This window comes from Rhizobium gallicum bv. gallicum R602sp (genome assembly GCF_000816845.1).
In the GTDB taxonomy this organism is placed as follows: Bacteria; Pseudomonadota; Alphaproteobacteria; order Rhizobiales; family Rhizobiaceae; genus Rhizobium; species Rhizobium gallicum.
In genome coordinates, this window is record NZ_CP006880.1 from 335,126 (window position 1) to 360,972 (window position 25,847).

The following is a 25,847-nucleotide window of genomic DNA, read 5'->3' on the forward strand; positions in this document are numbered from 1 at the left end:
GGCATGTCGGTCATCAGTCGGCTGGACGCCAGGTCAGCCTTCAGGCGACATCGTCAGCGTGCGCAATGCGCCTGACTTCGCCAGCCGCCGCGTCGAGGATGCCTTGCGACAAATTCTCGTCTTCCATGATCCGCGACAGCGTAACGGCCCCTACCATGAGAGACAGCATCGCCATCGCCCTACTGCTGGGATTAGAACCTTTGCCGCCGCCCATCAGTTCATCCAGAACCTCGAAGTGAGCCCGGATCCCGTCTTCAAACGGACGCCGTACCTCTTCGCTCTGGCGAGCAGCGTCGGATCCCAACGCCACCAGAGGGCAACCTTCTGCTTTTTCGCCTCTGTGGTCCGGGGAGAGATAGAACGCCATGACAGCCTCAAGCGGATCCGGATTGTTCGCCGCCGCCGCTGACCATCTTCGGGTAGCACTTTCCATTGCGCGCCTCGAGGCCAGCGCAGCAAGGTCGTCCTTCGACGCGAATTGTTTGTAGAAGCCTCCCTGGGTCAGGCCCGCACCTTTCATCAGATCCTTAAGCCCGATCCCATCGAAGCCATGCTCTCGGAAAAGACGGCTTGCGACGTTGATTACCGTTTCGCGGTTCTCCTCGGCCTGTGCCCGGCTCACTCTCATGTCGACCTCTGATTAGATTTCATTTGACATCTATAAGCTAAATAGAGTTAGATCGCAATCTAAATTATTCGTGTCGCTGGTCAAGAAGAGAAACTCAAGATGGAACGCAAACATGCCCTGGCTTTGGTAGGTCTCGTGGCAGCGGCTGGGGCAGCCGGTGCCTTTCTACTGGTTCTGGAACCCAAGAAGCTGGAGGCCGAGGCTGCTGACCCAAGGACGGCTTCACCGCTGGTAAGAGTGGCTGAGGCGGCGAGGACTGGAACAGCGGAACGCTCGTTTACCGGCGCGGTCGCTTCCCGGGTTCAGAGTAATCTCGGTTTTCGAGTTCCGGGCAAGATCGTTGAACGGATGGTGGATGTGGGACAGCAGGTCAGGCAAGGTCAGGCTCTGATGCGAATTGACGGGACCGATCTCCTGCTTGCGTTGACATCGAAGCGCAATACCGTCACTGCAGCACGCGCCATTCTGGTCCAGGCGCAAGCAGACGAGAAACGCTATGCGGTGCTGGTGAAAAATGGTTTGGCCGCCACTCCACAGCGTTATGAACAGGCGAAGGCGACTCTCGATACGGCAACGGCACAGCTTGCCGCGGCTGAAGCAGATGCCGAGGTTGCAGAAAATGAAGCCGCATACACGGTCTTGCTCGCAGACGCTGATGGAACCATAGTCCAGACGCTTGGAGATCCGGGACAGGTCGTGTCAGCGGGCCAGACGGTCGTTCAACTGGCGCAGGCGGGGCCGCGCGAGGCCGTTGTCTGGCTTCCGGAGACCCTGCGGCCGAAGATAGGCTCCGAAGCGCGGGCCAGTGTCTATGGATTCGAGGGGTTCAGCGGGAAGGCCAGGCTGCGCCAGATTTCCGACGCTGCCGATCCGCAGACGCGGACTTACGAAGCGCGTTATGTTCTCGAAGGCGATGCAGCTTCCGCCCCGCTCGGCTCCACCGTGACAATCAGGATTATGGATGCGGACCGCCAGTCGGAGGTTGCCGTACCGGTCGGCGCTATCCTGGATGACGGCAGCCGGACAGGTGTGTGGGTGGTCGACAGCACATCTTCATCCGTGAAGTTTACTCCGATCGAAGTGAAGCGGATCGGTGAAGAGACGGCGTTTGTCACCGGAGTGGGGGTTGGCCAACAGGTTGTCGCTCTTGGTGCGCATCTGCTTGAAAATGGCGCGGCCGTCAGGGTTGCCTCGCAGCCGGAGGTGACAAAGTAATGAACTTCAATCTTTCTGCCATCGCCGTTCGCGAACGTGCCGTCACCTTGTTCTTCATTGTTCTGCTGGCGGCCGCCGGAGCCTACGCCTTCGTCAAGCTGGGGCGTGCTGAGGATCCTTCCTTCACCATCAAGACACTGACGGTCACGTCAGTCTGGCCAGGTGCCACAGCGCGCGAAATGCAGGATCTTGTGGCTGAGCCACTCGAAAAACGCATTCAAGAGCTGACCTGGTACGACCGCGTCGAGACGACAACGCGACCGGGCTACGCCTTTCTGACGGTCACGCTCAAGGATAACACGCCAGCCTCTGCCGTCGAAGAGGAGTTCTACCAGGCGCGCAAGAAGCTCGGTGACGAAGCCCGAAATTTACCCCCTGGCGTTATTGGTCCGTTCGTCAACGACGAATATTCCGATGTGAGCTTCGGCCTCTATGTCTTGAAGGCAAAGGGCATGCCGATGCGCGACCTCGTGCGGCAGGCAGAGACCATCCGCCAGGATCTCTTGCATGTTCCGGGCATCAAGAAAATCAACATCGTCGGAGAACGCCCCGAACAGATCTTCGTCGAGTTTTCATACGCGAAGCTGGCAACGCTTGGCATATCGGCTCAGGACATCGCCACAGCTTTGCAGAGACAGAACACAGTCACGCCCGCGGGATCGATTGACACAAGAGGTCCCCAGGTCTTCATCCGGTTCGACGGGGCTTACAACAGCGTCCAATCGATCGCCGATACGCCGATCGTGGCAGCTGGCCGGACGCTGAGGCTCTCCGACATCGCAGACGTACGGCGGGGCTACGAGGATCCCGCAACCTACGTCATCCGCCATGAGGGCGAGCCGACAATCATGCTCGCAGCGGTGATGCAGGCGGGCTGGAACGGACTTGATCTCGGCAAGGCGCTTGAAGCTCGCTCTGCTGCGATTTCGCAGGCATTGCCGCTGGGGATGACGCTCACCAAGGTCAGCGATCAGGCCGTCAACATCCAAGAGGCGGTCGGCGAGTTTATGCTCAAGTTCGCGATGGCGCTCGGTGTCGTGCTGTTCGTCAGTTTGATCGCACTCGGTTGGCGCGTCGGCATTGTCGTGGCGCTTGCTGTGCCGCTGACGCTCGCCGTCGTCTTCCTCATCATGCTGGAGACCGGACGGTTTTTCGATCGTATCACGCTTGGCGCGTTGATTCTCGCACTGGGCCTTCTCGTGGACGACGCGATCATCGCGATCGAGATAATGGTCGTGAAGATGGAAGAGGGCATGGACCGCATCAAGGCGGCAGCCTATGCCTGGAGCCATACGGCGGCGCCGATGCTGTCGGGCACACTCGTCACGATCATCGGGCTGATGCCCGTGGGATTCGCGAAATCAACGGCTGGTGAGTACGCTGGCAACATCTTCTGGGTCGTCGGTTTTGCGCTGATCGTATCCTGGATTATCGCTGTCACCTTTACGCCCTACCTCGGCGTAAAGATGCTGCCGAACTTCAGACCAGTCGAGGGCGGTCATCACGCCATCTACGATACGCCGAACTACCGTCGCCTGCGTTCCGTCATCGAGTTCGCCGTCCGCCATAAATTTATGGTCTGCGCCGTGGTTGGCATCACCATGGCCGTCTCGGTTGTCGGGATGGGCGGTGTTAAGCAGCAGTTCTTCCCGACATCGGACCGTCCCGAGGTGCTGGTTGAAGTGCGCATGCCCGAAGGCACGAGCATCGAGGCCACAACATCAGCGGTGAAGAAAGTCGAAGACTGGCTACAGGCTCAGCCAGAGACAAAAATCGTCACCAGCTATGTAGGGCAGGGCGCACCCCGGTTCTTCTTTGCCATGGCTCCGGAATTGCCTGACCCTGCCTTTGCAAAGGTCGTCGTTCTCACGCCCGATGCCCACGCACGCGAAGAACTGAAGCACCGCCTTCGTGCCGCCATATCGGAGGGTCTTGTTCCCGGGGCCTCGGTTCGCGTGACCCAGCTAGTATTTGGACCGTACACGCCGTTCCCAGTCGAGTTTCGGATCATGGGGCCTGACCAGGATGAACTCTACAAGATCTCCGAGCAGGCTCTGGCAATCATGAAAACTGTGCCCGATGTCCGGCAGGCCAACCGCGACTGGGGCAACCGCACCCCTGTCCTGCGATTTGTCCCGGACCAGGAAAGGCTGAACCTGATTGGCCTTTCACCTTCGGAGGCAGCTCAACAGATGCAGTTGCTCTTGAGCGGCATCCCTGTCACGCAGGTGCGCGACAATATCCGCAATGTGCCCGTCGTAGCACGCAGCGCAGGCGAGAATCGTCTCGATCCATCACGGCTTGCCGACTTTTCGCTGATGAGCCGGAATGGCCGTCAAGTTCCGCTGGATCAGATCGGGCATTCCGAGATTCAGTTCGAGGAACCGATCCTGAAGCGTCGCGATCGGACGCCGGTCATCACTATCAGGTCGGACATCAATGAGGCGACGCAGCCCCCAGAGGTTTCGCAACAGGTCATGAAGGCCCTTCAGCCGCTGATCGCATCGCTTCCCGTCGGATACCGCATCGAGATGGGCGGCAACATCGAGGAATCCCTCAAAGCCAACGTCGCGCTGGTCCAGGTCTTCCCGCTGATGATTGCAGCTATGTTGATCGTCATCATCCTGCAGGTTCGTAGCCTATCGACAATGACAATGGTGATGCTGACCGCACCCCTTGGCCTGGCCGGGGTGGTCCCAACCTTGCTGCTGTTCAATCAACCGTTCGGATTCAACGCCATTCTCGGGTTGATCGGACTGGCAGGTATCCTCATGCGAAATACGCTGATCCTGACAGAGCAGATCAAGGAGAACCAGGCGGTCGGACTCGACGACTATCACGCCGTCATCGAGGCGACGGTGCAGCGCACGCGCCCTGTCATCTTGACTGCACTTGCTGCAATTCTGGCATTTATACCGTTGACGTCTTCGGTATTCTGGGGGTCGATGGCCTATACCCTAATTGGTGGCACGGCGGCTGGCACAGTCATGATCTTGCTCTTCCTCCCGGCGCTCTACGCTGTGTGGTTTCGGATCAAACCACCCAAAGCAGAGGGGAAAGAGAAAACGGTCGAACATCGGGTACAGCCGATAGCACTGGCGGCAGAATAGGGGCGTCCGTGCCACGTATCATGATCCCACAGGGCCGCTCTGGCACCGAAGTCGACACGTGGCGCGAGCGCATACTCAATGTGGCGGAAGAGCACTTTCGCCGCATCGGTTACGAGAAGACATCCGTGGCCGACATAGCTTCGTGCCTGGGGATGAGCAGTGCCAATATATACCGCTTTTTCCCCTCAAGGGCGGCTATCAACCAGTGTATCTGTGACCGCTTCGTTGGGCAGACTATCCAGCTAGCCGCCGCAGTCGCTCGGCGAGATGCGCCGGCCCATGACAAGCTCAGGAGACTTTTCAATCTGCTGTTTGAGGAGAGAAGAAGGCAGCTTATCGAGGAGAAGTACGTCCATGACCTGGTTGTCGCAGCGACGATAGAAAACTGGGCGATTATGAGCATCCATGGCAGTCGTCTCGTGACCATGGTCCAGAAGATCATCGAAGAAGGAACTGAAGCAGGCGACCTTTCAGTCAATGATGCAGTTGAAGCTGCTCGAAGTGCGATGAACGCCTTCTTATCGTTCTATCACCCAGTCCTTGTCGAGGCGCGGCTTCGAGACGCCGAGGCGGCCAAACAAGGCCCTGATCAGCAGATCAGCTTCATTCTTTCCGCTCTGGATGGGTATCGCGCCTCGTAGGTCGTCGGTCATATAACTCTGCCCTCACCGATGAGCGCCGGGAAAGATGCGACGCCTAACGCTGTGCGCAACAATTTACGCAGGAGCTGGATTTTCAGGAAATCTATGGAGTCTTCCATGGCGCACCTGCAAATGGCCGTCACGCTTCGCGGAATTCAACCATTTGATCGGTTTGTCGCCCAAGGCGCTCCCATTCACCTGCCCTCTGCTTCTCGCTTTCCTTCTCGGCTGCCGCGTACAAAGCATGAAGGCTTGCGGGGGAGCGCAACTTCGGAACCTTACCGTAGCAAGCCGCGTTTGCGAAAGGGCCCCTGCAAAAGGTTTCGACATGCCGAAAGAGACAAATCGCCCGGCCATTCTCATCACGGGCTCGGCCGGCTTCCTGGGACAGGCGATCGCGCACGGTCTGAGTAATCGATATCGCGTCATTGGATTCGACGTCGCCGCCCCGAAAGGGCCGTCGGACAGCTTCGAGACAATCGAGGTTGACCTCACGTCCGACGACAGTGTCACCGCGGCAGTGGAGGCGGCCCGCGAGCGTAGTGGCGGTCGCTTGGCCTCGGTAATCCATCTCGCCGCCTACTACGACACAACCGGCAAGAGCAACCCCAAATATCATACCGTCAATGTTCAGGGAACGCGCCGGCTGCTCGCCGCGCTGCAAAATCTTGAGACCGAGCAGTTCGTCTATTCAAGCACGCTGCTGGTGCACGCTCCGAGCCCGCGCAAAGGCGTGCGGATCAACGAGGACTCTCCGCTCGAGCCGTCCTGGGCCTATCCAAAGTCGAAGGCAGAGACCGAAGCGCTGGTTGCGAAGGAACGCGGCAAGATCAAGACGGTGATCCTGCGGCTTGCCGGCGTCTATGACGAGGATTGCCGCGCCGCTTTCATCGCCCAACAGATCGCCCGTATCTTCGAGCGGCTTCCGACCGCCTATCTGTTCAGTGGCGATCCGGGAGCAGGGCAGCCCTACCTGCACAAGGATGACCTTGTCGACGCAATTGTGCGCACCGTCGAGCGCCGCACCACGCTTTCCGATGAAAGCGTGGTGCTGATCGGCGAGGAAGAAACCCTGTCCTACGAGGAGCTGCAGAAGCGTATCGGCCGGCTGCTTCATCGCCAGGACTGGAACACGCTCGTGCTGCCGAAAAGCCTCGCCAAGGCTGGCGTATGGATGCAGACGGAGGTGCTCGACCAGGACACCGACATCCGGCCATGGATGATCGAGACCTCCGACGACCACTACGAGATAGACATATCCCGGGCCCGCGCGCTCATCGGCTGGGAACCCCGGCACAGCCTGGCTGCCACGCTGCCGGAAATGATCCGGCGGCTGAAAGAAGATCCAACCGACTGGTATGCGAAGAACAAGCTCGAATCCTCCGTTGTGGCGGCCTCCAAGCCGGAGATCGAAGAGGCAAAGAAGCGCCTGCGAGCGCCGCTCGAGCGCAGTGATGAGGAAGTCGAAGCCGCCGTGGAGCGACACCGGCTTTGGACGCTCTGGGCGCCACTGGCGAACGTGGCGCTCGGACTATGGCTCGTCGCCTCGCCAATGACGCTCGGTCTCTTTGATCCGGTCGTCGCCCCGTTCCCGCCAGCGCTGGGGCACGAGATCGCGGAGCCGGCCATCCGCGATGCGCGTCTGGGCGCAAGCGAGGTCCTGTCCGGTCTGCTTGTGGTGACATTCGCTCTACTGGGGATGTACCGCCGCTGGTCCTCGGTACAATGGATCACAGCGCTTCTCGGCGTCTGGGTGATGTTCGCCCCGCTCGTCTTCTGGACGACAAGTGCGGCCGCCTACGCAACCGACACACTCGCAGGCATTTTGATCGTCGCCTTTGCCGTGATGATCCCGCCGACGCCAGGAATTCGCGCGCGGGCGCTCGCGGCGGACGACGACCGCCCTCTCGGTTGGAGCTATTCGCCGTCCGCGTTCACTCAACGCCTCCCGATCGTGGCGCTCGCTTTCGTCGGCCTGTTCGTCTCGCGCTATCTCGCCGCTTACCAGTTGGGCCATATCGACGGCCTCTGGGATCCGTTCTTCGGCCCGGGCGAGGCGTCCGTTCGCAATGGCAGCGAGGCCGTCGTTACCTCCTGGGTGTCGAAAGGCTTTCCGATCGCCGATGCCGGGCTCGGGGCCTTCGCCTACGCGCTCGATATTCTCGCCGGCGCGATCGGCGACCGCCGCCGCTGGCGCACGATGCCCTGGATGGTGCTGCTGTTCGGCCTGCTGATTGTGCCGCTTGGCGCGGTGAGCGTCTCCTTTATCATCATTCAGCCGCCCCTGATCGGCGCGCTGTGCACGCTTTGCATCATCCAGGCGGCCGTCACGGTCGTGCTCATCCCCTATTCGATCGACGAGGTGCTGGCGACGGTCCAGTATTTGTGGAGAGCCAAGAGGGCGGGCGAGCCCCTCTGGCGGACATTCTGGATGGGCGGTCCCGCGCTTTCGGAAAACCAGACGCCCGGACCCGATCTAGACCGTCCGGCTGCGCAGCTATTGAAGGAATTCATCACCGGCGGTGTGAACTTTCCCTGGACGCTGGTCACGAGCGTCCTGCTCGGCGCGCTATTGATGACGACACCGCTCGTCTTCGGTAGCAATCCGCCTCTCTATTACAGCGACCATGTCGCTGGCTGCACCGTCATACTGGTTGCCATCATTGCGATGGCGGAGGTCGTTCGGCCGGTGCGTTTCCTTAATGGGGCGCTCGGCGCATGGGTCGCGGCATCGCCGTTTCTACTTGGCGGCGGCGGAATGGTGGGCACTTTGGCGGACGTGGCGATAGGGCTGGCCCTGGTGGTGCTCAGCCTGCCACGCGGGACGCGCAGCGAAGAGCACTATGGCGGCTGGGACCGGGCAATTGTCTGAACTGCGCAAGTTCGGCTGTTTTCTCGGGTGAGGCATTGCCGCATGGCGAGCCTGCCGCGCCGCGCGTCATCCTGTTTCAGGTCATCTCCGCAAGCGCCATGATGAGCAGGAAACCGAAGGCGCTGGCAACCGCCGATGACTGCTGGAACTGATGCGATTCCGCCTCGGGCACGAGGTCGGTGATCGTAAGGTAGAACATGCCGCCCGCCCCCATCGCAAAAAGAAAACCTAGAACTGCCTCTGGGAGTCCCCTCAGTAGAAACCACCCCGTGAAGGTTGAGACGAACACGGAAAGGCCGATCAACGAGGTCCAGCCGAGAATTTGCCAATTTGCATCGTTCTCCTCCTCGTCGAGGACCAACTCACCAATGCTCATGCCCTCGCTCAGATTGTCGATGCATATCGCCAACCCCACAATCAGCGCGACGCCAGGTTCGAAGGCGACGCCGATGCCGATGATCATCCCTTCGATAAGTTCCTCGGCGCTCGTGCCGCTGGCGAGCACGGCAACGTTGCTGCCGCGGGGTCTCTTGCGCCGGTGCAAACGATCGACCTCGCGCTTCTGATCCGCCTCCGGTCCTGCCGTTCGCCAGCGATTGACGTAAAGGTCGAGAATGTAGACGAGAGTGAGGCCGATGAGAAAACCGCCGGCCACGAGTGGGACAGATGCCCATTCAAGGGATTTTGGCATCATCTCGAATGCGAAAGTGCCAAGTAGGACGCCGGCTGCAAAGCCGACAGCAATCGAAAGCAGCAGGCTCGACGGTCGGATGCAGATCGTCACCAGGCCGCCAAGCGGCGACGCAAGAGCCGCGGCGGAGGCTACTCCCAACATGATTAGCAGATCATTGTCCATCACCGCCGCCCAGACATGGCTCAGCCAGCATTCTTTTCCGGTGAACTTCCTCGGCAACAGGCGGGAGCGGTGTTTGCCTGATGGCGGCGACGGCGCCAAGAGTGACAGTACCGCCCGCAATTGCCGGCTGCCAGAAATAGTTTATCAATATGGTCGCCCATCCAATGTCGTAAGGCGATCGCGAAGCGCCAAAAGCCAAAACGGTCAGGCCGGTAGAGTTCCAATCTTGCGAGAATTCAGCGCCCAATTGAGCGGCGGTCGCACTCACGAGCTTTCTTCCAAATCCCACGTTGACATGCCGTGAGCTGACGGGCCGCTGTATTGCGTTCCTGCATAGGCCGGCCCCAAAAGCTAAGATTTAACCCAAACCTTAGGCGCAGATCCTGTGTCATCGGATATGTGTCGCGGATTCTAATCCTTTCAAGGCGATGAAGTCGGTTGGCATCGTGCGGATGCGAACTGCGGCACACGCTCGAGCCCCCCAAGTTGGACGTTTCGCAACTCCAGCGAGGCTTGTATCGAGGAAATGGAGGCCAGCCGCCTTGAATTTTCCTACAAGATCGATCGCGTCCTGCAGGGTCTTCGTCACGGCCGTCAAACTCGATGACGCCGCAGCGAGCGGTCAGCGGACGGTCCTCGGGCCAGACTTCACGAACGGCCGCAACCTTTTCGAACTGATCGGCGGTTTGCCCCTGCCTTCGTGAAAGCCCACCCGCTTCATGCCGGTCACGCGCTGCCGCTATCCAGTGGCGTACCGGTGCGGGGTAGCGCGTCCTTCCACCCTCATCCTCGAAAGTGAGGATGAGGAGCGTAAAGGGCTGCCCCTCCTTGGGCGCCCAAGCGTTCTGATCGCATCGATAGGGATCGCTTTAGTGCCTGCCGGCCAAGTCCAGCACTTTCTCCTGGACAGGGTCTCGCCCCTGCGCATAAGCCCTGAAACTCAGCTCAACTGTGGTTTCCGGCGCAATCGAGATACCCCGCGGGCCGAAGGCGACAGTCGCCCAATAGCAGTCGCCGACGTCAAAGCAGCCGGTCTCGTAGTCATGAAATTGGTGGCTGTAGCGAACGGCGATCTGGGAGTTCGGCAACTTGACATACTTGCCCTCGGACCAGAACTGGCCGCCATCCCCCATCGGTTCGCCGACTAGAGTGACCTTGTCGCCTCCCTCTCCCTTAAGCATGGCCGCGGTCGTAATGCCGGCAGAGAAGGTTGCCCTCCCGACAAGCACGAACACACGTCCGTCGCGCGGCACAAGTCGAGGTATCGCCCGGGAAAACAGGATCGTGTTGAAGAAGTCGCCGCCATTGTTCAGGCGGAGGTCGACGATGATGTGCTTGGGCTGCATCGGCAGGATTTTGTCGAGGACAACGCCGGCGAACTTGTCCGGCAGGGGCGTTTCGTCGATGCTTCTTGCCATGTCGTTACGGATGTAGAGCACCTTCTTGGAATCATCGAGGAAGCGCGCCACATCATTGCGCTTGCCATAGATCGGCGGCAGCTCCTTGCGGCCGTCGAGCAGATGGCGCCAGCGTCCCGGCAAGTCCGGATCGTCGGGAATAAGCACGGAATAGCCCCTGTTCAGGCTTGCCTTGCGCTCATCGCCGGGATCTTCGCCTTTCGTAGGCGCAAGCTCGACGATCTCCGTCCGTCCATCGTCAAACTGCAAGGTCAATGGAACGTGGTCCGTGCCGTCGACGGCGCCGATCTGCTCAAGGACGGCGGGCGCAACCAGATAGCCGGGGGAGAGAAAACGAATCCGCTGGTCCGTGCCGGGAAGGTAGGCGCGCACCCGGTCGAGCGCTTCCTGCGTTGTTAGGGAGCCGATTCCGTCGATTCGTGCGCCAAGCAACCATTCGAAATCCGGGTGAGTCTTGACGATATAAAGCCCATCGGAAAACGACCACACGCGTACGGGAAGGTCGGCGCCAAGCAAAGTCCCGACATTGGCGTTGGTGTGTCCGTTGCGCGCGATGGCCACGGCCTTCATCACTTCGAGCGCGAACTCTTCCGGCTCCAGATCTTCCACCGCAGAGGCGGTCTCATCAAGATGCCGGCCGAACGCCACCCTCTGGCTGTCGCTGAAGCTTTTATCCAGCGGAGCCCATTTCTCTTTTAAAAAGGTAAGATCCTCTCGCATCTGGGGCGGCGTCAATTTTACATCAGCCGCCTGCGCAAAACCGGTAACAGCTAGCGTGAGGGCCACCGCGGCAGTTCGAGGGAGTGCGAGCCATCCTGGGGACATACGTGCTTTCCTCTAGTTCGAATTCAGGCGGTCTTCGCCGCCACATTAATCATGACGATCGGGTTCGCGGGCTTGCGACAATTGTGCGCGAAAAAATCGGAAAGCCATTCAGTGCGATCCGCATCGGCGTGCGCCTGATGCGAGGCGTATCTTGCTGGGCAAGCCCGTAGGCGGCATTGCGAAATGGCCATAACTGTGGTCACTCGTGATGCCCGTTATGCTTCCGCGTTGAAGCGAGAGGGGTGCACAGAACATCGAAATCGACATTCGCGATGTGAGCGGGCTTCACGATGTTTTCCACAGTGGCCGCCGTGCGTTCCCTTCTGAACCCGCCGACAGATCCTCCACAGACAATATGCGTGGAAAGGAAGGTCCCATGGCGCCTACCTAGAATTTTCACTAAGAAATCCAGCTGGATTTCTGGCCCAAATAAGGCCGTCGGCGGTTCGATTCCACTCAAGACCTGGTGTAATCGGGCAGTTGCTCATCTGCGTTAGAGCCTTTTTAAGAGGAATACTCTTCTCCATCAACGAGATGACGGCAGGCGCAAAGGGTCAGGGCCATGACGGTGAGGGTGGTGCCGGCAACTCCACTGCCGGGGAAGGCGCTGGCGTCGGTGACGATGAGGTTAGGCGCGTCCCAAACTTGGCAGCGCCCATGCACATGGTTTTGCGGAACCATGTCCGAAACATGAAGCGGGTGGAGCCTGGGTCAGCTCTCAGTGCAATTCACCAATGAGGTCGCCTCCCTCAATGGAAATAGCCTCGACGGCAATGAGCACATCGCCCGGCCCGCAGGCAGGATCCGGCATATCGACATATTCAAGAACGGCCGGAACACCAGGGTTGCCATAGACTGCAGCCTTCATCTGTTCTTCCTTTTCCGTAACTGCACGGGCTAACTGTCATTCTCCGATGAACCCAATTTGCAGCGCTCAGCCCAATCTGCTGAATTCCACTGATAAGGGATTGCCCAGCGATTGCGGGGCCAGATCGCGGTCGTCCCGCCCCTGCCGGGCGCCATTTGCATTGCTAAAAGGCAAGACGCCTGTAAACGCTTCAGTCCTTCGATAGTTGCTATAGCGGCTGAGCTTCCCGCTTGAAGAAATAATGAAAGACGAAATGCGCTGGTGAAACGACCGCAACTAATTCCCACCCGGCGTCACCAAGTTCGTTCATCTGCTGGTTATCGAGTGTCTTGTCGACTGTCAGGTATTCCCATTTCATGATGGACCTCGTTTATTGCTGTGACCGATTGCCTGGGACAGGGAAGTGCTTTTTCAGGGCGCCGTGGTCTGTGCTGTGTGGCTCTTCCAATAGGTGTCAATGATGTTGCGACAGTTCCGAATGACATGTTCGCCAACCTCCGGGTTTCCTCCCCGCAGCGTATCCGGATTGCCTCCGCAAAGGCGCACGAATGTTGCTTGCTGAACCGCAAACATGAAGTAGCCTTCACTGGTCGGTTCAAATTCCAAACCAGCGTCTTGCACGTTCCTCGTGACTTCGGCTGTCGCATCGGAGATGGCGCGCGACACCTTCTCAAGCATGGTCTGTTCGGCCGCTTGCTGGATGGCTAGGAAGGAGCGCTCCTGCGGTGTGGGAATGGGGCAACTGTCGGTGTTCATTACATTCTCCTTGGGAGGCTGAGATTCTGATCGCATTAAGGCGGTCACAGGCTTTGGCCATGGGTCGGTCGTTGCTAAACGCGACTAGCCTTTGCATCGTAATGCAGCCGTGGTAGGCGCCAGAGTCATTCCAGGATGGCAGTGACACGGATCTCAATTCGCATGGCGGGGAGCCCAAGGGCTTCCACACCGGTCTGCGTCCAGATCGGAGCTCGATCGGGCATGTACTCACGGAAAAGACCGGCAATCGTATCGTTCACGATCGGTGGAAAGCCTCCGACGTGATAAGAGTTGACATGGACGACATCCTTCCAGTCCGCGCCAGCCGTGGCCAAGGTTCGCCGGACATTCTCAAATGCTCTCTCGATCTCGGTCACGATTGACTCCGGAATTTCGAGTTCATCGTTCCATCCGCCCTGGCCGGAGATCTCGATGCGATCACCAATCTTGAGCGCTTGTGAAAAGTGCAAAAGCTCATGGAATTTCTGCCCGTACCCGGGCGTGACGAAAAGTTCAGGCTTTGCCATTGAGGTCTCCTATTGTGAGGAAGGTATAAGCATGGAGATGGCGCCCACCGAAATGGTGTGTTGCCGGTTAGTCCGGGCGATCGAAAAGGTGGCACCATCGCTCCATCAGAATCTTGCACGAGCAAGTCAGGCGATTGCACCGCCGTCTGCGGTGAGAATAGCGCCCGTGATGACACTCGCGGCCGGGCTTGCAAGAAATACCACAGCGTTGGCAATCTCCCGCGGTTCGCCGTAGCGTCCCAAGGAGGTCAAGCTTTTCTGCAAGTCTGCAGCCGGGCCGTCCGCCGGGTTGCTTTCAGTATCGGTTGCTCCGGGTTGCACGAGGTTGACGGTGATACCACTTGGACCAAGTTCACGCGAAAGACCGCGTGTGAAGGATGTGAGAGCTGCTTTGGACATTGCATAGGGTGTTATGCCGGGAAACGGTACCCGCTCGCCCAGAGCCGAGCCGATTGTGACGATGCGGCCGCCTTTGCCGAGATGCGGGATGACGGCTTTCGCGAACAGGACCGGAGCTCGTACATTGACATCCATCAAGGTCTGATACGCTGAGACGTCCAGGTCGACGATCATGCCGTTGTGGCCAATCGCGGCGCTGTTCACGAGGATGTCCAGCCCGCCCAAAGCGGAGACGGCCTCGCTTACTGAGCTAGCAATTGCCTCGGGGTCGGCGCTGTCCGCTTGGATTGCAGCCACGCGACGCCCCATCTTTTCGATCGCTTCGGTTACCTTCGAGGCCTTTTCGGCGGAGCGTTGGTAGGTGAACGCGACATCCGCGCCGTTTTCTGCCAGCGCCAATGCGATCGCAGCACCAATGCCTCGCGACCCGCCAGTTACCAGTGCGCGTTTGCCTTTAAGATTGATCATTTATCTGTTCCTTTCCACCAGGATAAGTTGATGTGTTTCAAGCTATTTTCGAAGGACACCGTCGGATCCAACCGAACAAGCGAATACTATTTCGCGGGGATTGCTGGCATCCTGTAGGTGCCAGACGTGCAAAACTCCGTTGCTTGAACAGGAACACTTGGAATAGGTCGTAAAACCCGTACCTGTCTTCCCCGTGAATCTTCGCGATTGTCCGCTTTTCAGTGGCCACTTGAGCCAAGCCCGACGACGACAGTCGTATCGAGCTTAGACATGTCTGATCAGGAAGCTCCGAATGAACTGAGCGATCTCATCTGCATGTGTTTCCAAGGCAAAATGGCCGGTATCGAGCAGATGGACCTCCGCGGGGGGCAGGTCGCGCTTATAGGCCTCGGCACCCGCAGGTACGAATGCTGGATCATGTCTGCCCCAGACCGCCAGGAACGGTGGTTGGTGATCGCGAAAATACGCCTGAAACTCCGGATACCGGTCAATGTTTGTTCTGTAGTCGAGGATTAGATCCAGTTGAATGTCTTCAGCACCCGGCCGCGACATGAACGCGATATCAAGTTGATAACCATCGGGTGAAAGACGCTCCTTTGATGTCCCGGTGCGGTATTGCCAGTTCTCGATCACATCAGGAGACAGAGATGCCCGACATGCCTCTCTGTTTTGAGCGGAGGGGTCACGCCAATATGCCTCCCACGCCGTCCATGCATCACTGAACCCTTCGATGTAGGCGTTGCCATTCTGGCTGATGATGGCGGAGATTCGGTCCGGATTGGCCGTCGCCATCCTGAACCCGATCGGTGCACCATAGTCGAAAACGTAAAGTGCATAGCGGCTGAGGCCGAGTGCCTCTGTGAAGCCCGTCATGACAGCGGCGAGTTTATCGAATGTGTAAGGGAATTCTCCACGTGCAGGTGAACTCGTTCGACCGAACCCGGGAAGGTCTGGTGCGATGACGCGGTATCGATCTGCCAACAGCGGGATCAGATCACGGAACATGTGGCTTGATGACGGAAAACCGTGGAGCAGAAGAAGGACTGGTGCTTCCTTTGAACCGGCCTCTCTGTAGAAAACCTCGACGTCTTGTACCTTTTGCGTTTTGTAGCTTACGGCCATTTTAGAACTCCTTCTCAAAGGATTCGACAAACCAACAGTCGCGAATGAAGGTAAAATACGACCGAACGGTCGGTTGTCAACCCTTTAGATTTCCTGTATCAAGTGCGGAGAACCCTGGCTCGGAGAAAACGTATGAAAGTCATGAGAGAAACGATCGTATCGACTGCGAGGGAGTTGTTTCGATCAAGAGGGTATGCAGGCGCGTCGATGAATGACCTCGCGGATGCCGTGGGCCTGAAGAAATCATCGCTGTACGTCCGCTTCCCCAATAAGGAAGCTCTCGTTCCGGCGGTACTTGATCTCACTTTGCAAGAGACATTCGGTCAAAGAGACTCAGCCTCCGGGCAATGGGATGATGAATTCGTCGAGGTCATCGAATTTGTCGCGACCACTCTCACTGATCGCGGCAGATGCGTAGGTCTGCATCTAGCCTACGGCACAAGTGACGAGACCCCGATTGCGAAGCATGCCGTTCGAGCATTTTTTCAAGCGCATCGCGATCATCTGTCGAGCATCCTGTCCCGCGCCATGCCTGTCGATGTAGCTCGCGACATTGCGACTGACACGTTAGCCCGTTTGGAAGGTGCCACGGCTTTTGTTGCGATATTCGGCGAGAAGGATGCCATGAAACGAGCGGTTCGCCTTTCCATCGAAGAAGCTAAAAATGCAGCCGCTGCGAAGTCACTGTCTAGCCGATAACGCCTAAGCCGTGCCGGTTACCGTATCCGCTACCGCATTGAGAATACCCGTCCGTCCATCGGGAAGCTCATTGGCAGCCCTGGAACTTTGACCCTACGCCAAATACTAAGCTCAATCCCTTGAGATGGAGGATAATAATGCCTGTTTGTGCTTACGTCGAAATGACCGATGGCTTGCAGCCGCATGGACCGGCGTGGGAGCAATTTGCCCAAGCTATTGGCAAGTGCAGGCCCGATATACTGTTGATGAATGAGATGCCTTTCGGTCAGTGGCTGGCTCGAAAGATTGATTTCGTAGTCGAGGACGCACAGCAAAGTGTTGAGATCCACGAAGCTGGAACCGCTGCTCTCGCTGCGCTGAACATTCCGGCCGTTATAACAAGCCGTCCAATGCTGCTCGCCGACCGCCTTGCCAATGAGGCGATTGTCATCGAGAACGGCGAGGTTCGCCCCCTGCATACGAAGACCTACCTTCCGCAGGAGCCTGGTTGGTCCGAGGTGTCCTGGTTCAGTCGAGGCGATGGGCGCTTCAACATCCAGAATATTTGCGGGCTAGGTGTAGGCGTCCTTTTGTGTACCGAACTCATGTTCAACGAACATGCCAGACAATACGGCCGATGCGGAGCCGATTTGATTGCCGTTCCTCGGGCGACCGGTTCTGCCCACGAAAGCTGGATAACTGCCGGCAAGATGGCCTCAATCGTCTCTGGGAGTTACGTCGTCAGTTCGAACAGGGTCGGGCATTCTACGGATGGTCCACGCTTCGGCGGAGGCGGCTTCGCCATCACCCCCGGGGGCGATCTGGCTGGGCGGACAGAAACCAGTTTTTCCATCATGCTAGTCGACATTGATGCGCAGGTTTCTGCCCGACAGCGGCAGGAATATCCCTGTTACGTGGACGAACTGCATGACCCTGGCGGCATCGGGGTCCCTGATATCGATATTTAATTGTCAAAAAACCCAGTCACTGTAGTTCTCTGCAGGACTGCTACTACGTTGCACTGCCGTATTGCCGGTCCTCCCGCTCTTGGGAGGACCTTGATCCTGCCTGTTCCTGCCAAAGACGGCTTCGTATCAGGCTTCGCCCGGCCGGTTGATCGCCAGGAAACGGCGAACAACAGGCCTGTCGGGACCCGAGTGGTAGGCAAGTACCTTGGCCTGGAGGTCGGCATCGGCCTGCGAAACCCGTTTGTGCTGGCGCAGGTGCTTCGCCCAGGACTCGACCATGAACCATTCGACCTCTTTTGCGGATCGGCAGAATCCTCGGTCACGCCCCAGCCATAGGCGCCATCGCTCCTGCGAGAGGTGAGCAAGTGCATGCAGGATCAGGATTGTTTTTTCGGCGTTGTTTTGCCGAAACTGACCGAAGTTTCGTTCAGTTCGCCTAGCGATTACTTGCTGCCCGAAACCTATTACATCAAGTTAGTGATCGTTGCTGCGAGGCAGACCTACATTCAGACAGTGATTTCGGACCTGTCTGGGTTCGCTTTGATGGAATACTCGCCACCGTTTCTGAAACTGCGGACCGTTGCGAAAGTATCTTCCATAAACTGCACATAAGACAGCTTGCCGTTCTCACCGCGCGCCAGAACCGAAAAGGGCGACGTCACCGTTTTGCCCAAAACGTTTGATGTGTAGGTGAACGTGCCGAAGATCGCTGCTCCGTTCTTATTTTCGAAGCTGTCCTGAATTTCGAAGTTGTCTGTCGTCCAGTAACGGCCGACATCGATAAAAGTCTGAACCAGCCCTTCGGTACCTTCGTTGGTACCGGCCCAAGGCATGATCCGCTTCAGCTCCGCGTGCTCATAGTTCAGCGAAACATAAATGAAATCGTCCGTCGTGAATTGTTTTACGAAATCCAGGTCAGTCGGGTTCGACAGGATCGACTGCAATACCCCCAACGGTGACGTGGGGGATGCAGGCTCGGCTTTAGACAACTTCTTAGCGTGCGCATTGATAGACATCGTATATTCCTCCTTCTAAGTGACTTTGGGAATTGAGGTGTCAGCGTTGCGCCAAGCCCGGCTTGAGCGCGATGTGCTTGTGTTCGATGAAATCGTCCAGCGCGGCCAGACCGTTCAAGCGGCCAACGCCAGACTGCTTGAATCCGCCCTCCTCGGTACCGTCGTAGACCTTCGCCCAGTCATTGATCCACACCGAGCCCGCTTCGAGCGCCTGCGCGACGCGCAAGGATCGATCTACATCGCGTGTCCAGATGCTGGCCGACAGTCCGTACTCATTGTCGTTGGCAAGACGGATCGCTTCCGCCTCGTCAGAGAACCGCTGAATCGTCAGCACTGGACCAAAAGTCTCCTCCTGTACGATAGCAAGACTGTTGTCGGAGACTTCCAGAAGGGCCGGGCGGAAGAAAGCGCCGTTTGCAAGGGGACCCACATTGATGGGTCCGCCCCGCTCGACGACCTTCGCGCCGGCTGCGATAGCGGCCTCGACCACACCATCGACCCGCGCAACGTTAGCGCGGTCGATCAGCGGGCCCATATCGCTGGAGGGGTCGGCGGCGGGGCCAACCTTGACGTTGCGCAATCTCTCCGCCAAGCCGTTGCGCACGGCCTCATATTTTCCATCCTGCACGAGCAAGCGGGACCCCGTCATGCAGAACTGACCGCTGAAGACAGTCAGCGCCTTTTCCAGTACCGGCAAGGCGGCATCAAGGTCTGCATCGTCAAAGACGATCATCGGCGTCTTGCCGCCGAGCTCCATTCCGAAACGTTTGAGGTACCTCGCGCCGGCGCTGCTAATGGCTCGGCCGGTACGGGTAGATCCGGTGAAACTGACGACTGGAACCTCCGGCGAGTCCACGAGATAAGCGGAGCCCTCAGGACCGCTTTCGAAAAACAGATTGATCACGCCGTTCGGAAGATCCTCTGCTTCCGCCATAATCTCGGCCATGACGCTTGCCGTCTGTGCGACTTGTGCCGGGAGTTTGATGACGGTGGTGCAACCAGCAGCGAGCGCTGGGGCGAGTGATCGGATCGTCAGAATAACCGGAGAGTTCCAAGGTGCAATGACCGCCGCGACTCCCATCGGTTGCCGAAGGATCACGGAGATGCTCCCGGGCTTTGGTGTCAATGCCCGTCCACCTTCGACCAGGGCAGTGGCTGCCGAGTAGCGGAGTTTGCTCGCAACCATGTCCAGCTCGAATGCAGCTTCAGCCTTTACCTTGCCGTTCTCCAACGACAGAATTTCGAGTAGTCTGTCGCGATTGCGTTCGAAGGCGCACGCTAGTTGGTCGAGCACACCAGCCCGTAATTCATGATCATGCGCCCACATTGTTTCGCGAAAGGCTTTAGAGGCTGCTGCCACCGCAAATTTCGCTGCCTCAAGGCCGTAGTCGGGGTAGTGGCCGATTACGTTATAAGTCGCTGGGTCTATTGACTGTTTCAACTGACCTTCTTGGCATTGAGATCCGCTGATCCAATTGAAGGCTTTGCGGCTCGGTATGTTGTCGAGGGGCATCGTCATATCTGTGGATCCTTCCACTTTCGAGTATTCGTCCGGAAAGGACGAGGCTAGAGCCGGTTACGTGATTGCCACTGCACCATTACCTGTTCGATTTTGCCGACAATTGTCCTGACTGCGGGTTGGCTAACGTTGGTGACAATTGGCACAACCATGAGCGTTGCGCCCAGTACGCGCAGCGGCATTGGCCAATCCTGCATGCAGTCGCCTACAATCCAAATAATCAGAAGGACGCTTGGGTAGACGGCGAGCCACACCATCGCAGTCGTTTTTTTGGCGTTCGAATATTACCTGCCGCAATCCTGTCATTGCTTGCTTGATCCTTTACCCGGCGCGTTGAATGATCAACGATGGGGCACGTGCATGAGTGTGAGACATGATTACTTCCTCCCAATGCTTAGCTCGACGTTCTAGTAGCGGTCTGCGCGAACAGTTGCTGTGTTGATATTGGAGAATCGCGGCTGTTGACGGAATGGGGGTATTCGTCGCATCATACCGGACATAATGTCTTCAATCGTCTCAATAGAATCCCTTAGCGGCCTCGTCGCGTTTTCAGTCGCCGTCGAAACCGGAAGTTTTGCGGCTGCGGGAAGGAAGCTTGGTCTATCTGCATCGGCCGTGGGAAAGGCGGTGGAGCGACTTGAGGCGCGTCTAGGCCTGCGATTGCTGAACCGTACGACCAGATCGCTAGCCGTGACCGGGGAAGGCGACATTCTATATCGATACGTCGCCCGCATATTGAAAGAACTGCAAGACGCTGAGCAAGAGCTTCACTTGGTTCAAAAGGCACCCCGAGGCCGCATTAAGGTGAGTGTGCCCACAGTCTTAGGTCGCAAGATCATCATGCCGGCGCTCCTCGATTTTCGCATCCGCTTTCCAGATGTGATGACCGAGATCAGCCTCGATGACGTCAAGGTTGATATTATCAATGGTGGGTATGACGTGGTGCTGCGGCTAGGTGAGCTGGACGATTCGACGTTACGCGCACGGAGGATCGGACCACACACATTCATAACGTGCGCCTCGCCGAAATATCTTGCACACCGCGGCACCCCGCAAACTCCGTCAGATCTTCATAATCACTGCTGCGTTTTTTATCGTTTTCCGACCACCGGTCGGCCGGAAGTTTGGGCCTTCAAAAATTCACTCCAACCAACGCCAATCAAGCCCTCTGTCGTTTTAAATGACGGCGAGGCACTTGCATCCGCCGCACTGGGTGGCTTGGGGATTATTCAGGCGCCGAGCTATCTCGTAAGCGAAGACATTGCGGCGGGACGGCTTCAAGCTGTCCTCGCAGATTACACGGACGAACGTGGCAGCGTTTCGCTCGTCTGGCCCCCTATGTCGGCACGAGCGCCCAAAGTTCGCGCCTTCATTGATTTCATGGCCGAGCGCGTTTCCCAAAAGCTTTATTGAGTCGGCACCCAAGATTTCTGTCCACTGCTATGGGACAGTTTGCTGTTTAGGATCGGTCTCATGGGAAATGCTCTTTAATTCAAGCCACTTAACAGCAGAAGCGCAGGAGCCGAAGGTCGTATCCGTTCAAGACCTGCATCTGAAAACATGCGCGCATTGGTGGCCGGCCATTCTATCTGAATTCACGTCATGGCGGATGTTTCCAGCCATCGATCAAGCTCCTTCTTGGCGAACCCTTCACAGATTTTGAGGGTGAGATCAGCACCTGGCTTTGTCATTAGACATCCCCTTATTTCTGCAGGAACACATCTCACCCGATAGAATCAGAGCTTGTAGCCGCCGCTCGCCTCGATCACCTGCGCGGTCACCCAACGGCCTTCATCGGAGGCAAGAAACGCGACCACTGCTGCGATGTCGGATGTTTCACCATCAGGCAGCCGGCTCAAAGCCGACTGAACGAGGAAGAAGGGCGCTCGTGCGTGAACAGCGAACATGGTGTTCCAGGCCTCGGGCGTCGCATCGGCGAGGCCGCCCCAACCTGAATTGCCGGCATTGTTGACGAGAATGTCGAGCGTCTTGCTGGCATTCCGTTCCGTAAGCTCGCGATCGAGCTCATCGTACAAGCTTGGGATAGACCCCGCGTCGGCGAGATCCGCGTGCAGCGTAAAGGCGGTGCCGCCCGCCTTCTCGATGGCTGCCACCGCTTCCTCCGCGGCAGCGCTGCTTGCATTGTAGGTGATCGCGACGGTCGCGCCTTCGGCCGCGAGCCGTTCAGCGATCGCCCGACCGATACCGCGTGATCCTCCGGTCACGAGAGCGGTTTTCCCTTTGAGGGCCCGCGACATGAGATTCTCCTTCGTTAGGCGAAATGCAATTCAGTGATTTGTGGGGAGCCCGCGTGGTCGCTCAGGCGACCCGCTCGCGCACGATCGGGCCGGGACTTGCCTCGACGACCGTGAGAGCCAGGCGGATGAGGTCAGCGTCGCCACCATACTCGTGGCCCGCGATGTGATGCAGGAGCACGCCAACTTGTTCGAGTTGCCGGGCACCGTTAAGCGGGCCGGCATTGACAGGCTTAAATCCAGCGTCACCGATCAGACCCCGCGTCACCTCTCCGGCGGCGTCGTCGTCGGTTACGTAGAAGATGTTCGGCTGCAATGGCGATGCTGACCAAGCCGCCGCTTCGAGCGCGGGAGCCGCCATCAGGTTGAACGCCTTGACGATTCGCGCCTTCGGCAACCGCCGTTGCAGGTCTTCCGCGGTTGAGCTGTCGCGCATGAATTCCAGATCGTGGAAGTGCACGAAGTCGGCAGTGACACCGAGCGGGTTCATGGTCTCGATAACGACCTTGCCGTCGAGCGCGCCGCCGACCTCGGCAACGATTGCTTCGACCCGCGGCCAATAAACGGAGAATAGAACGGCGTCGCCGAACTCGGCTGCCTCTCGGATCGTGCCGAGGCGAGCCTTGTCGCCCAGCTCTGCAAGTAATGGTGCGATTTTCCGGTCCTCACCGTCCTTCGCGATCACGAGTTCATGGCCTGCGGCCACCCAGGCTCTTGCCAGACGACTGCCGAGATTGCCGGCGTTTAAAATTCCGATTTTCATTTAGATATCCTGTCTACTTCAACATTTATGCCCACCGAGGAGCGGTTCTGTTGAAAGTTAGGATATCGCTCGGGAATAGATTAGATGCCGGAAGAACCTCAGTCTGTTGTTCGTGTGAGCAACAATGATGAACGGAGATGGCCGCGGTTCGGTCGCGGCGCTGGCGCGCAACTCAGATCTCTAAGCGAGGTGCAAAGCCAACTATCCGGTCCGGCCGTACCGGCGGGAAGCAGGTCGCGGCTCCCGCCTTGCACGAGCTACACGCTTCGGCGAGACCCACCGGCGGTCCTACTTGAGGTTCGCCGGCGGCGACGAGTGTTATGGTCGGCTCGCTTCAGGCTAGACTGGCGTCGCTACCATCCCCGAAAGCGGCGCGACAAAGATCAACGAAGCCACGCACCTTCGGATCCATGTAGCGCGTGGAGGCAAAAACGGCATGGACTGGCATCGGTATGCTTGCCCAGCCCGGCAAAACCCTTACCAGGGTACCCTCCGCCACATGCGGCTCAGCCATGAACCGCGGAAGTTGCGCCACTCCCAACCCGGATACGGTCAGGTTTTTGGCGGCAACGATGTTATCGAGTGCGCACCGTGGCGTCTGCGAGACTTTTTCTGTTGCTTGGCCGTTGACAAGGGTCCAGCTCGCACGGCCGCTGGACGTCTTCGTAATGAGGTCGTGGCGCTTCAAATCGTCGACGGTGCGGAGCTCTGCACCTTCCTTCAAATATCCAGGCGCAGCATCGAGACCGTACGTTATCTCTCCAAGCTTGCGGGCCGACAGATCTGAATCTTGCAAAGTTCCGATGCGGATCGCGACATCGATTCCCTCATGAATGATGTCAACGAACCGAATGGAGTATACCGCTTCCACGGTGACCTTCGGCCACTTAGACAAATAGGCTGCGATCCAGTTGTCGACCCGCGTGGTGCCGAATTCTGGTGTCGCTGTAACCTTTAGACGGCCCTGCGGCTCCTGGCTCTGCTGGGCAACGGCTGCTTAGGCCGCCTCTGCGGCGGCAAGGATCGACGAGGCACGCTCGAAATAGTCCCTACCGACTTCCGTGACGCTGAGCCGGCGGGTCGACCTGTTCAGCAGCCTTGCGCCGAGTTTTTCCTCGATCCGCTGCACGATGCGGCTCACCCGAGCCTTGTCAGTCTCGAGGCGATCGGCCGCAGCGGTGAAGGACTCCTCCATCACCACCGCGACGAAAACCTGCATTTCTGAAAAGCCGACTGTGGATGTCATGGGCAACATTCTGTCACGCGCCGCTTGAGCGATCAATCTGCGCGACCCTTATATATTCGACACTAGTCGGCTCCATACGACTGGACTGTTGTCATTGGAACAACAGCAGAATTCGGTCGATTTGCCGAATCAATGGTCCAGCAATCAGTCGCGAGCCGTTGTCTCGATGGCGTCGACGCGGTCCGGGTAAAACGCGAGGTATCCCTGGATGATCGGCATGTGGTCGAAAGGGTTCTCGTACGACCAGGCGACATCCTTAGCGGCGCCATTTCGCGCGCTAAAATAGCTGGCGTCGCCCTTGTACGGGCAGTGGGTGCTGGTGTAGCTCATGCTGAGTTCGCCCATCGCGACGTCGGCGCGCGGGATGTAATAGACCGGATGGAGGCTCGCCTCCTTAAGGATGAGGGCGTCGCGACTGTCGGCGAGGATTGCATCATCCAGCTTGACGACGACCCTCTCCCCGGCCGGAGCGATTGTAATCGGATGGTCGGGACCCGGCTTTCTTCCACCTTGCATGTCATGTTCCTTTTTGTTCGCTAGTGTGCGCAAGTCTCGCGCCGCGCGCGGCCTGCTTGTCCAGAGATACGCGCACCGGCGTTCGCCCGGCCGGGGCCCGCGGATTTTTGCGTGTGCCTACTGTTGGACCGCGACGACGGCGGGCAGCGGGCGCCATGCGATAGTCATTGTCTCGATGCGGCCGTCCTCGCCCAAGCGGACGTGGTCGAACGCGTCGATCACATGGTTCTCGAACCGGATCGTGAGGACAGCGATGACGTCGGCGTCCTCGCGCGTCATCATCTTGGGCTCGAACGCGTCGATTGTGGAGAGCAGTGCGCCGAGGACAGCCGACACACTGGCGCGCCCCTTGAACGGCGTGGGCAGGATTGGGCTATTGAGTTCGACGGTCTCGGACAGATGCTCGCTCGCGCGCGCAATCTCGCCCTCATGCATCGCCTCGAGGAAAGGGGTGAGGTGGCCTTCGCTCGGCATCGCTGCGGCTCCTGAATATGTGAGGCCCGGCGAGCCCCGCAGGGCTCCCACAACCGAATGCCGGACGCCCTTGGAGGGGCGTCCGGCAGGGGGTCAATTTGCGACGGTCGCGGCGCTGGCCTGGGCCATGAAGAGGTCGACGTGGACCTGCGGCATGCCCTCGAACGTGCCGCCGATCGGCGACGGGCGCTTTGCCTCGTCGATCAGGCGCTGAGCATCTTCGCGCGACACGGGCGTACCGGGCTGCGTGTAGGCGCGCTCGGCTTCCGAACCCGTCGCCTGCAGGTCTACCGTCGGAGCGTAGGCCCAGAAGTAGATCGGCGTGCTCGGTTCAATGCGCCAGCTGTCTGCGAGCGAGCCCGCGTCGATGGCATCGAAGCCGATCTTGTTCGTCTGGTCGAGTACACCTTGCCCGCGAACTTGTCGGCGGGCAGCTGCTCGGAGGCGGCGATCGGGATCGAGAGCGTGACGATGTAACCCGCCGCGATGGCCTCCTCGGTGGTGCCGGCGCTCGCCAGCGGACCAAGCTTCTCGATCAGGTCCTTGATGGTGTCCGCGCCGCGGGAGTTGCTGATCACCACCTTGTAGCCAGCTGCGGTCGCGAGGCGCGCGACTGCCTTGCCGACGAGGCCGGAGCCGATAATTCCGATAGTTTGTGTCATTGACGATGTCTTTCTAATTGGGCGGTAGCCGCCGGGAGGGTTCAT

Annotated in this window: 27 protein-coding genes and 3 pseudogenes; 8 read left to right on the top strand and 22 right to left on the bottom strand. The window is 58.5% G+C overall.

Translation table 11 applies throughout. The features are described from left to right. Positions 1-40 precede the first annotated feature (40 nt). On the bottom strand, positions 41-628 hold the full coding sequence (locus tag RGR602_RS24915) for a TetR/AcrR family transcriptional regulator (protein ID WP_040114733.1): 588 nt from the start codon (positions 626-628) through the stop codon (positions 41-43). 99 nt (positions 629-727) lie between these two features. Between RGR602_RS24915 and RGR602_RS24920 the strand changes: the two genes are divergently transcribed. From RGR602_RS24920 to RGR602_RS24935, 4 genes are all read left to right on the top strand, one after another. Next, positions 728-1,843: an efflux RND transporter periplasmic adaptor subunit gene (locus RGR602_RS24920; protein WP_040114734.1), complete on the top strand. Its 1,116-nt coding sequence runs from the start codon at positions 728-730 to the stop codon at positions 1,841-1,843. Beyond that, a complete protein-coding gene (locus RGR602_RS24925) occupies positions 1,843-4,953 on the top strand; it encodes an efflux RND transporter permease subunit (RefSeq protein WP_040114735.1) in 3,111 nt (1,036 codons plus the stop codon). Before RGR602_RS24920 ends, RGR602_RS24925 begins: the two co-directional genes overlap by 1 nt. A gap of 8 nt (positions 4,954-4,961) precedes the next feature. Beyond that, entirely contained in the window at positions 4,962-5,594 is a 633-nt protein-coding gene (locus RGR602_RS24930; protein WP_223844118.1) for a TetR/AcrR family transcriptional regulator, read from the top strand. Positions 5,595-5,922: 328 nt separating this feature from the next. Then, the gene (locus tag RGR602_RS24935; RefSeq protein ID WP_040114737.1) at positions 5,923-8,466 is read left to right on the top strand and encodes an NAD-dependent epimerase/dehydratase family protein; all 2,544 of its coding nucleotides are present in this window, start codon (positions 5,923-5,925) and stop codon (positions 8,464-8,466) included. Positions 8,467-8,542: 76 nt separating this feature from the next. Here the strand turns inward: RGR602_RS24935 and RGR602_RS24940 are convergent, their stop codons facing one another. Together RGR602_RS24940 and RGR602_RS37620 are read right to left on the bottom strand one after the other, a co-directional pair. Further along, positions 8,543-9,322 carry a ZIP family metal transporter gene (locus RGR602_RS24940; RefSeq protein ID WP_040114738.1) on the bottom strand — a complete coding sequence of 260 codons (780 nt, stop codon included), beginning with the start codon at positions 9,320-9,322 and terminating at the stop codon, positions 8,543-8,545. Beyond that, entirely contained in the window at positions 9,312-9,590 is a 279-nt protein-coding gene (locus tag RGR602_RS37620; RefSeq protein ID WP_133941202.1) for a hypothetical protein, read from the bottom strand. The genes RGR602_RS24940 and RGR602_RS37620 overlap by 11 nt, the downstream gene beginning before the upstream one ends. Positions 9,591-9,864: 274 nt before the next feature. Between RGR602_RS37620 and RGR602_RS39515 the strand changes: the two genes are divergently transcribed. After that, the gene (locus RGR602_RS39515; protein WP_170251294.1) at positions 9,865-10,026 is read left to right on the top strand and encodes a hypothetical protein; all 162 of its coding nucleotides are present in this window, start codon (positions 9,865-9,867) and stop codon (positions 10,024-10,026) included. Positions 10,027-10,191: 165 nt separating this feature from the next. Here the strand turns inward: RGR602_RS39515 and RGR602_RS24945 are convergent, their stop codons facing one another. The 8 genes and pseudogenes from RGR602_RS24945 to RGR602_RS24965 all read right to left on the bottom strand — a co-directional run bounded on the left by RGR602_RS24945 (position 10,192) and on the right by RGR602_RS24965 (position 15,705). Then, a complete protein-coding gene (locus RGR602_RS24945; protein ID WP_040114739.1) occupies positions 10,192-11,565 on the bottom strand; it encodes a S41 family peptidase in 1,374 nt (457 codons plus the stop codon). A 504-nt stretch (positions 11,566-12,069) separates the two neighbouring features. Beyond that, positions 12,070-12,266 (bottom strand): annotated as a pseudogene (locus tag RGR602_RS36405) (GMC oxidoreductase); the annotation flags it as partial. 32 nt (positions 12,267-12,298) lie between these two features. Beyond that, positions 12,299-12,433, bottom strand: a pseudogene (locus tag RGR602_RS37630) (quinone oxidoreductase family protein); the annotation flags it as partial. Positions 12,434-12,641: 208 nt separating this feature from the next. Next, complete coding sequence (locus tag RGR602_RS37635) at positions 12,642-12,791, bottom strand: hypothetical protein (protein ID WP_017957033.1); 150 nt, start codon at positions 12,789-12,791, stop codon at positions 12,642-12,644. 53 nt (positions 12,792-12,844) lie between these two features. After that, positions 12,845-13,189, bottom strand: a complete 345-nt coding sequence (locus RGR602_RS24950) for a hypothetical protein (protein WP_040114740.1) — start codon at positions 13,187-13,189, stop codon at positions 12,845-12,847. 125 nt (positions 13,190-13,314) lie between these two features. Continuing rightward, a complete protein-coding gene (locus RGR602_RS24955) occupies positions 13,315-13,716 on the bottom strand; it encodes a RidA family protein (RefSeq protein WP_040114741.1) in 402 nt (133 codons plus the stop codon). A 126-nt stretch (positions 13,717-13,842) separates the two neighbouring features. Next, entirely contained in the window at positions 13,843-14,583 is a 741-nt protein-coding gene (locus RGR602_RS24960) for an SDR family NAD(P)-dependent oxidoreductase (protein ID WP_040114742.1), read from the bottom strand. Between the two features lie 264 nt (positions 14,584-14,847). Continuing rightward, complete coding sequence (locus tag RGR602_RS24965; protein WP_040114743.1) at positions 14,848-15,705, bottom strand: alpha/beta fold hydrolase; 858 nt, start codon at positions 15,703-15,705, stop codon at positions 14,848-14,850. A gap of 132 nt (positions 15,706-15,837) precedes the next feature. Here RGR602_RS24965 and RGR602_RS24970 point away from each other — a divergent pair, with 132 nt between their 5' ends. Together RGR602_RS24970 and RGR602_RS24975 are read left to right on the top strand one after the other, a co-directional pair. Further along, positions 15,838-16,404 carry a TetR/AcrR family transcriptional regulator gene (locus tag RGR602_RS24970; RefSeq protein ID WP_040114744.1) on the top strand — a complete coding sequence of 189 codons (567 nt, stop codon included), beginning with the start codon at positions 15,838-15,840 and terminating at the stop codon, positions 16,402-16,404. 161 nt (positions 16,405-16,565) lie between these two features. After that, a complete protein-coding gene (locus RGR602_RS24975; RefSeq protein WP_223844119.1) occupies positions 16,566-17,351 on the top strand; it encodes a carbon-nitrogen hydrolase family protein in 786 nt (261 codons plus the stop codon). A gap of 126 nt (positions 17,352-17,477) precedes the next feature. Here RGR602_RS24975 and RGR602_RS39520 read toward each other — a convergent pair whose 3' ends face one another. The 3 genes from RGR602_RS39520 to RGR602_RS24985 are packed head-to-tail and all read right to left on the bottom strand — an operon-like array spanning position 17,478 to position 19,880. Then, entirely contained in the window at positions 17,478-17,816 is a 339-nt protein-coding gene (locus RGR602_RS39520; RefSeq protein WP_219738461.1) for an MFS transporter, read from the bottom strand. A gap of 41 nt (positions 17,817-17,857) precedes the next feature. Then, on the bottom strand, positions 17,858-18,367 hold the full coding sequence (locus tag RGR602_RS24980) for a nuclear transport factor 2 family protein (protein WP_040114746.1): 510 nt from the start codon (positions 18,365-18,367) through the stop codon (positions 17,858-17,860). Positions 18,368-18,407: 40 nt separating this feature from the next. Then, the gene (locus RGR602_RS24985) at positions 18,408-19,880 is read right to left on the bottom strand and encodes an aldehyde dehydrogenase family protein (RefSeq protein WP_407692065.1); all 1,473 of its coding nucleotides are present in this window, start codon (positions 19,878-19,880) and stop codon (positions 18,408-18,410) included. A 507-nt stretch (positions 19,881-20,387) separates the two neighbouring features. Here RGR602_RS24985 and RGR602_RS24995 point away from each other — a divergent pair. Beyond that, a complete protein-coding gene (locus RGR602_RS24995) occupies positions 20,388-21,299 on the top strand; it encodes a LysR family transcriptional regulator (protein ID WP_052451751.1) in 912 nt (303 codons plus the stop codon). 323 nt (positions 21,300-21,622) lie between these two features. On the opposite strand, the gene RGR602_RS25000 is transcribed toward RGR602_RS24995, so the two are convergent. From RGR602_RS25000 to RGR602_RS38825, 8 genes and pseudogenes are all read right to left on the bottom strand, one after another. Further along, the gene (locus tag RGR602_RS25000; protein ID WP_040114749.1) at positions 21,623-22,144 is read right to left on the bottom strand and encodes an SDR family oxidoreductase; all 522 of its coding nucleotides are present in this window, start codon (positions 22,142-22,144) and stop codon (positions 21,623-21,625) included. 61 nt (positions 22,145-22,205) lie between these two features. Next, positions 22,206-22,904 (bottom strand): NADPH-dependent F420 reductase, encoded by a 699-nt coding sequence (locus tag RGR602_RS25005; RefSeq protein ID WP_040114750.1) that lies wholly within the window; start codon positions 22,902-22,904, stop codon positions 22,206-22,208. A gap of 334 nt (positions 22,905-23,238) precedes the next feature. Next, a pseudogene (locus RGR602_RS25010) lies at positions 23,239-23,868 on the bottom strand (substrate binding domain-containing protein); the annotation flags it as partial. Positions 23,869-23,901: 33 nt separating this feature from the next. Then, positions 23,902-24,150, bottom strand: coding sequence for a LysR family transcriptional regulator (locus RGR602_RS39525; protein WP_246703778.1), 249 nt, complete (start codon positions 24,148-24,150; stop codon positions 23,902-23,904). A 144-nt stretch (positions 24,151-24,294) separates the two neighbouring features. Next, a complete protein-coding gene (locus tag RGR602_RS25015; RefSeq protein WP_040114751.1) occupies positions 24,295-24,666 on the bottom strand; it encodes a DUF427 domain-containing protein in 372 nt (123 codons plus the stop codon). A gap of 117 nt (positions 24,667-24,783) precedes the next feature. Next, complete coding sequence (locus RGR602_RS25020; protein ID WP_040116460.1) at positions 24,784-25,140, bottom strand: nuclear transport factor 2 family protein; 357 nt, start codon at positions 25,138-25,140, stop codon at positions 24,784-24,786. Between the two features lie 93 nt (positions 25,141-25,233). Beyond that, positions 25,234-25,371, bottom strand: coding sequence for a hypothetical protein (locus RGR602_RS38820; protein ID WP_223844120.1), 138 nt, complete (start codon positions 25,369-25,371; stop codon positions 25,234-25,236). Positions 25,372-25,427: 56 nt separating this feature from the next. Further along, positions 25,428-25,802 (bottom strand): NADPH-dependent F420 reductase, encoded by a 375-nt coding sequence (locus RGR602_RS38825; RefSeq protein ID WP_052451752.1) that lies wholly within the window; start codon positions 25,800-25,802, stop codon positions 25,428-25,430. Between the last annotated feature and the right edge of the window lie 45 nt (positions 25,803-25,847).

Excerpts from the sequence above, each read along its gene's own strand:
- RGR602_RS24920 (WP_040114734.1), top strand. The coding sequence starts at position 728 with ATGGAACGCAAACATGCCCTGGCTTTGGTAGGTCTCGTGGCAGCGGCT.
- RGR602_RS25005 (WP_040114750.1), bottom strand. The coding sequence starts at position 22,904 with ATGAAAATCGGAATTTTAAACGCCGGCAATCTCGGCAGTCGTCTGGCA.
- RGR602_RS24995 (WP_052451751.1), top strand. The coding sequence starts at position 20,388 with ATGTCTTCAATCGTCTCAATAGAATCCCTTAGCGGCCTCGTCGCGTTT.
- RGR602_RS24940 (WP_040114738.1), bottom strand. The coding sequence starts at position 9,322 with ATGGACAATGATCTGCTAATCATGTTGGGAGTAGCCTCCGCCGCGGCT.
- RGR602_RS24975 (WP_223844119.1), top strand. The coding sequence starts at position 16,566 with ATGACCGATGGCTTGCAGCCGCATGGACCGGCGTGGGAGCAATTTGCC.
- RGR602_RS24935 (WP_040114737.1), top strand. The coding sequence starts at position 5,923 with ATGCCGAAAGAGACAAATCGCCCGGCCATTCTCATCACGGGCTCGGCC.
- RGR602_RS24985 (WP_407692065.1), bottom strand. The coding sequence starts at position 19,880 with ATGCCCCTCGACAACATACCGAGCCGCAAAGCCTTCAATTGGATCAGC.
- RGR602_RS24965 (WP_040114743.1), bottom strand. The coding sequence starts at position 15,705 with ATGGCCGTAAGCTACAAAACGCAAAAGGTACAAGACGTCGAGGTTTTC.
- RGR602_RS24945 (WP_040114739.1), bottom strand. The coding sequence starts at position 11,565 with ATGTCCCCAGGATGGCTCGCACTCCCTCGAACTGCCGCGGTGGCCCTC.
- RGR602_RS24980 (WP_040114746.1), bottom strand. The coding sequence starts at position 18,367 with ATGTCTATCAATGCGCACGCTAAGAAGTTGTCTAAAGCCGAGCCTGCA.
- RGR602_RS24955 (WP_040114741.1), bottom strand. The coding sequence starts at position 13,716 with ATGGCAAAGCCTGAACTTTTCGTCACGCCCGGGTACGGGCAGAAATTC.
- RGR602_RS25015 (WP_040114751.1), bottom strand. The coding sequence starts at position 24,666 with ATGCAAGGTGGAAGAAAGCCGGGTCCCGACCATCCGATTACAATCGCT.
- RGR602_RS25020 (WP_040116460.1), bottom strand. The coding sequence starts at position 25,140 with ATGCCGAGCGAAGGCCACCTCACCCCTTTCCTCGAGGCGATGCATGAG.
- RGR602_RS24950 (WP_040114740.1), bottom strand. The coding sequence starts at position 13,189 with ATGAACACCGACAGTTGCCCCATTCCCACACCGCAGGAGCGCTCCTTC.
- RGR602_RS24960 (WP_040114742.1), bottom strand. The coding sequence starts at position 14,583 with ATGATCAATCTTAAAGGCAAACGCGCACTGGTAACTGGCGGGTCGCGA.
- RGR602_RS39525 (WP_246703778.1), bottom strand. The coding sequence starts at position 24,150 with ATGACATCCACAGTCGGCTTTTCAGAAATGCAGGTTTTCGTCGCGGTG.
- RGR602_RS25000 (WP_040114749.1), bottom strand. The coding sequence starts at position 22,144 with ATGTCGCGGGCCCTCAAAGGGAAAACCGCTCTCGTGACCGGAGGATCA.
- RGR602_RS37635 (WP_017957033.1), bottom strand. The coding sequence starts at position 12,791 with ATGAAATGGGAATACCTGACAGTCGACAAGACACTCGATAACCAGCAG.
- RGR602_RS24925 (WP_040114735.1), top strand. The coding sequence starts at position 1,843 with ATGAACTTCAATCTTTCTGCCATCGCCGTTCGCGAACGTGCCGTCACC.
- RGR602_RS24915 (WP_040114733.1), bottom strand. The coding sequence starts at position 628 with ATGAGAGTGAGCCGGGCACAGGCCGAGGAGAACCGCGAAACGGTAATC.
- RGR602_RS38825 (WP_052451752.1), bottom strand. The coding sequence starts at position 25,802 with ATGACACAAACTATCGGAATTATCGGCTCCGGCCTCGTCGGCAAGGCA.
- RGR602_RS24970 (WP_040114744.1), top strand. The coding sequence starts at position 15,838 with ATGAAAGTCATGAGAGAAACGATCGTATCGACTGCGAGGGAGTTGTTT.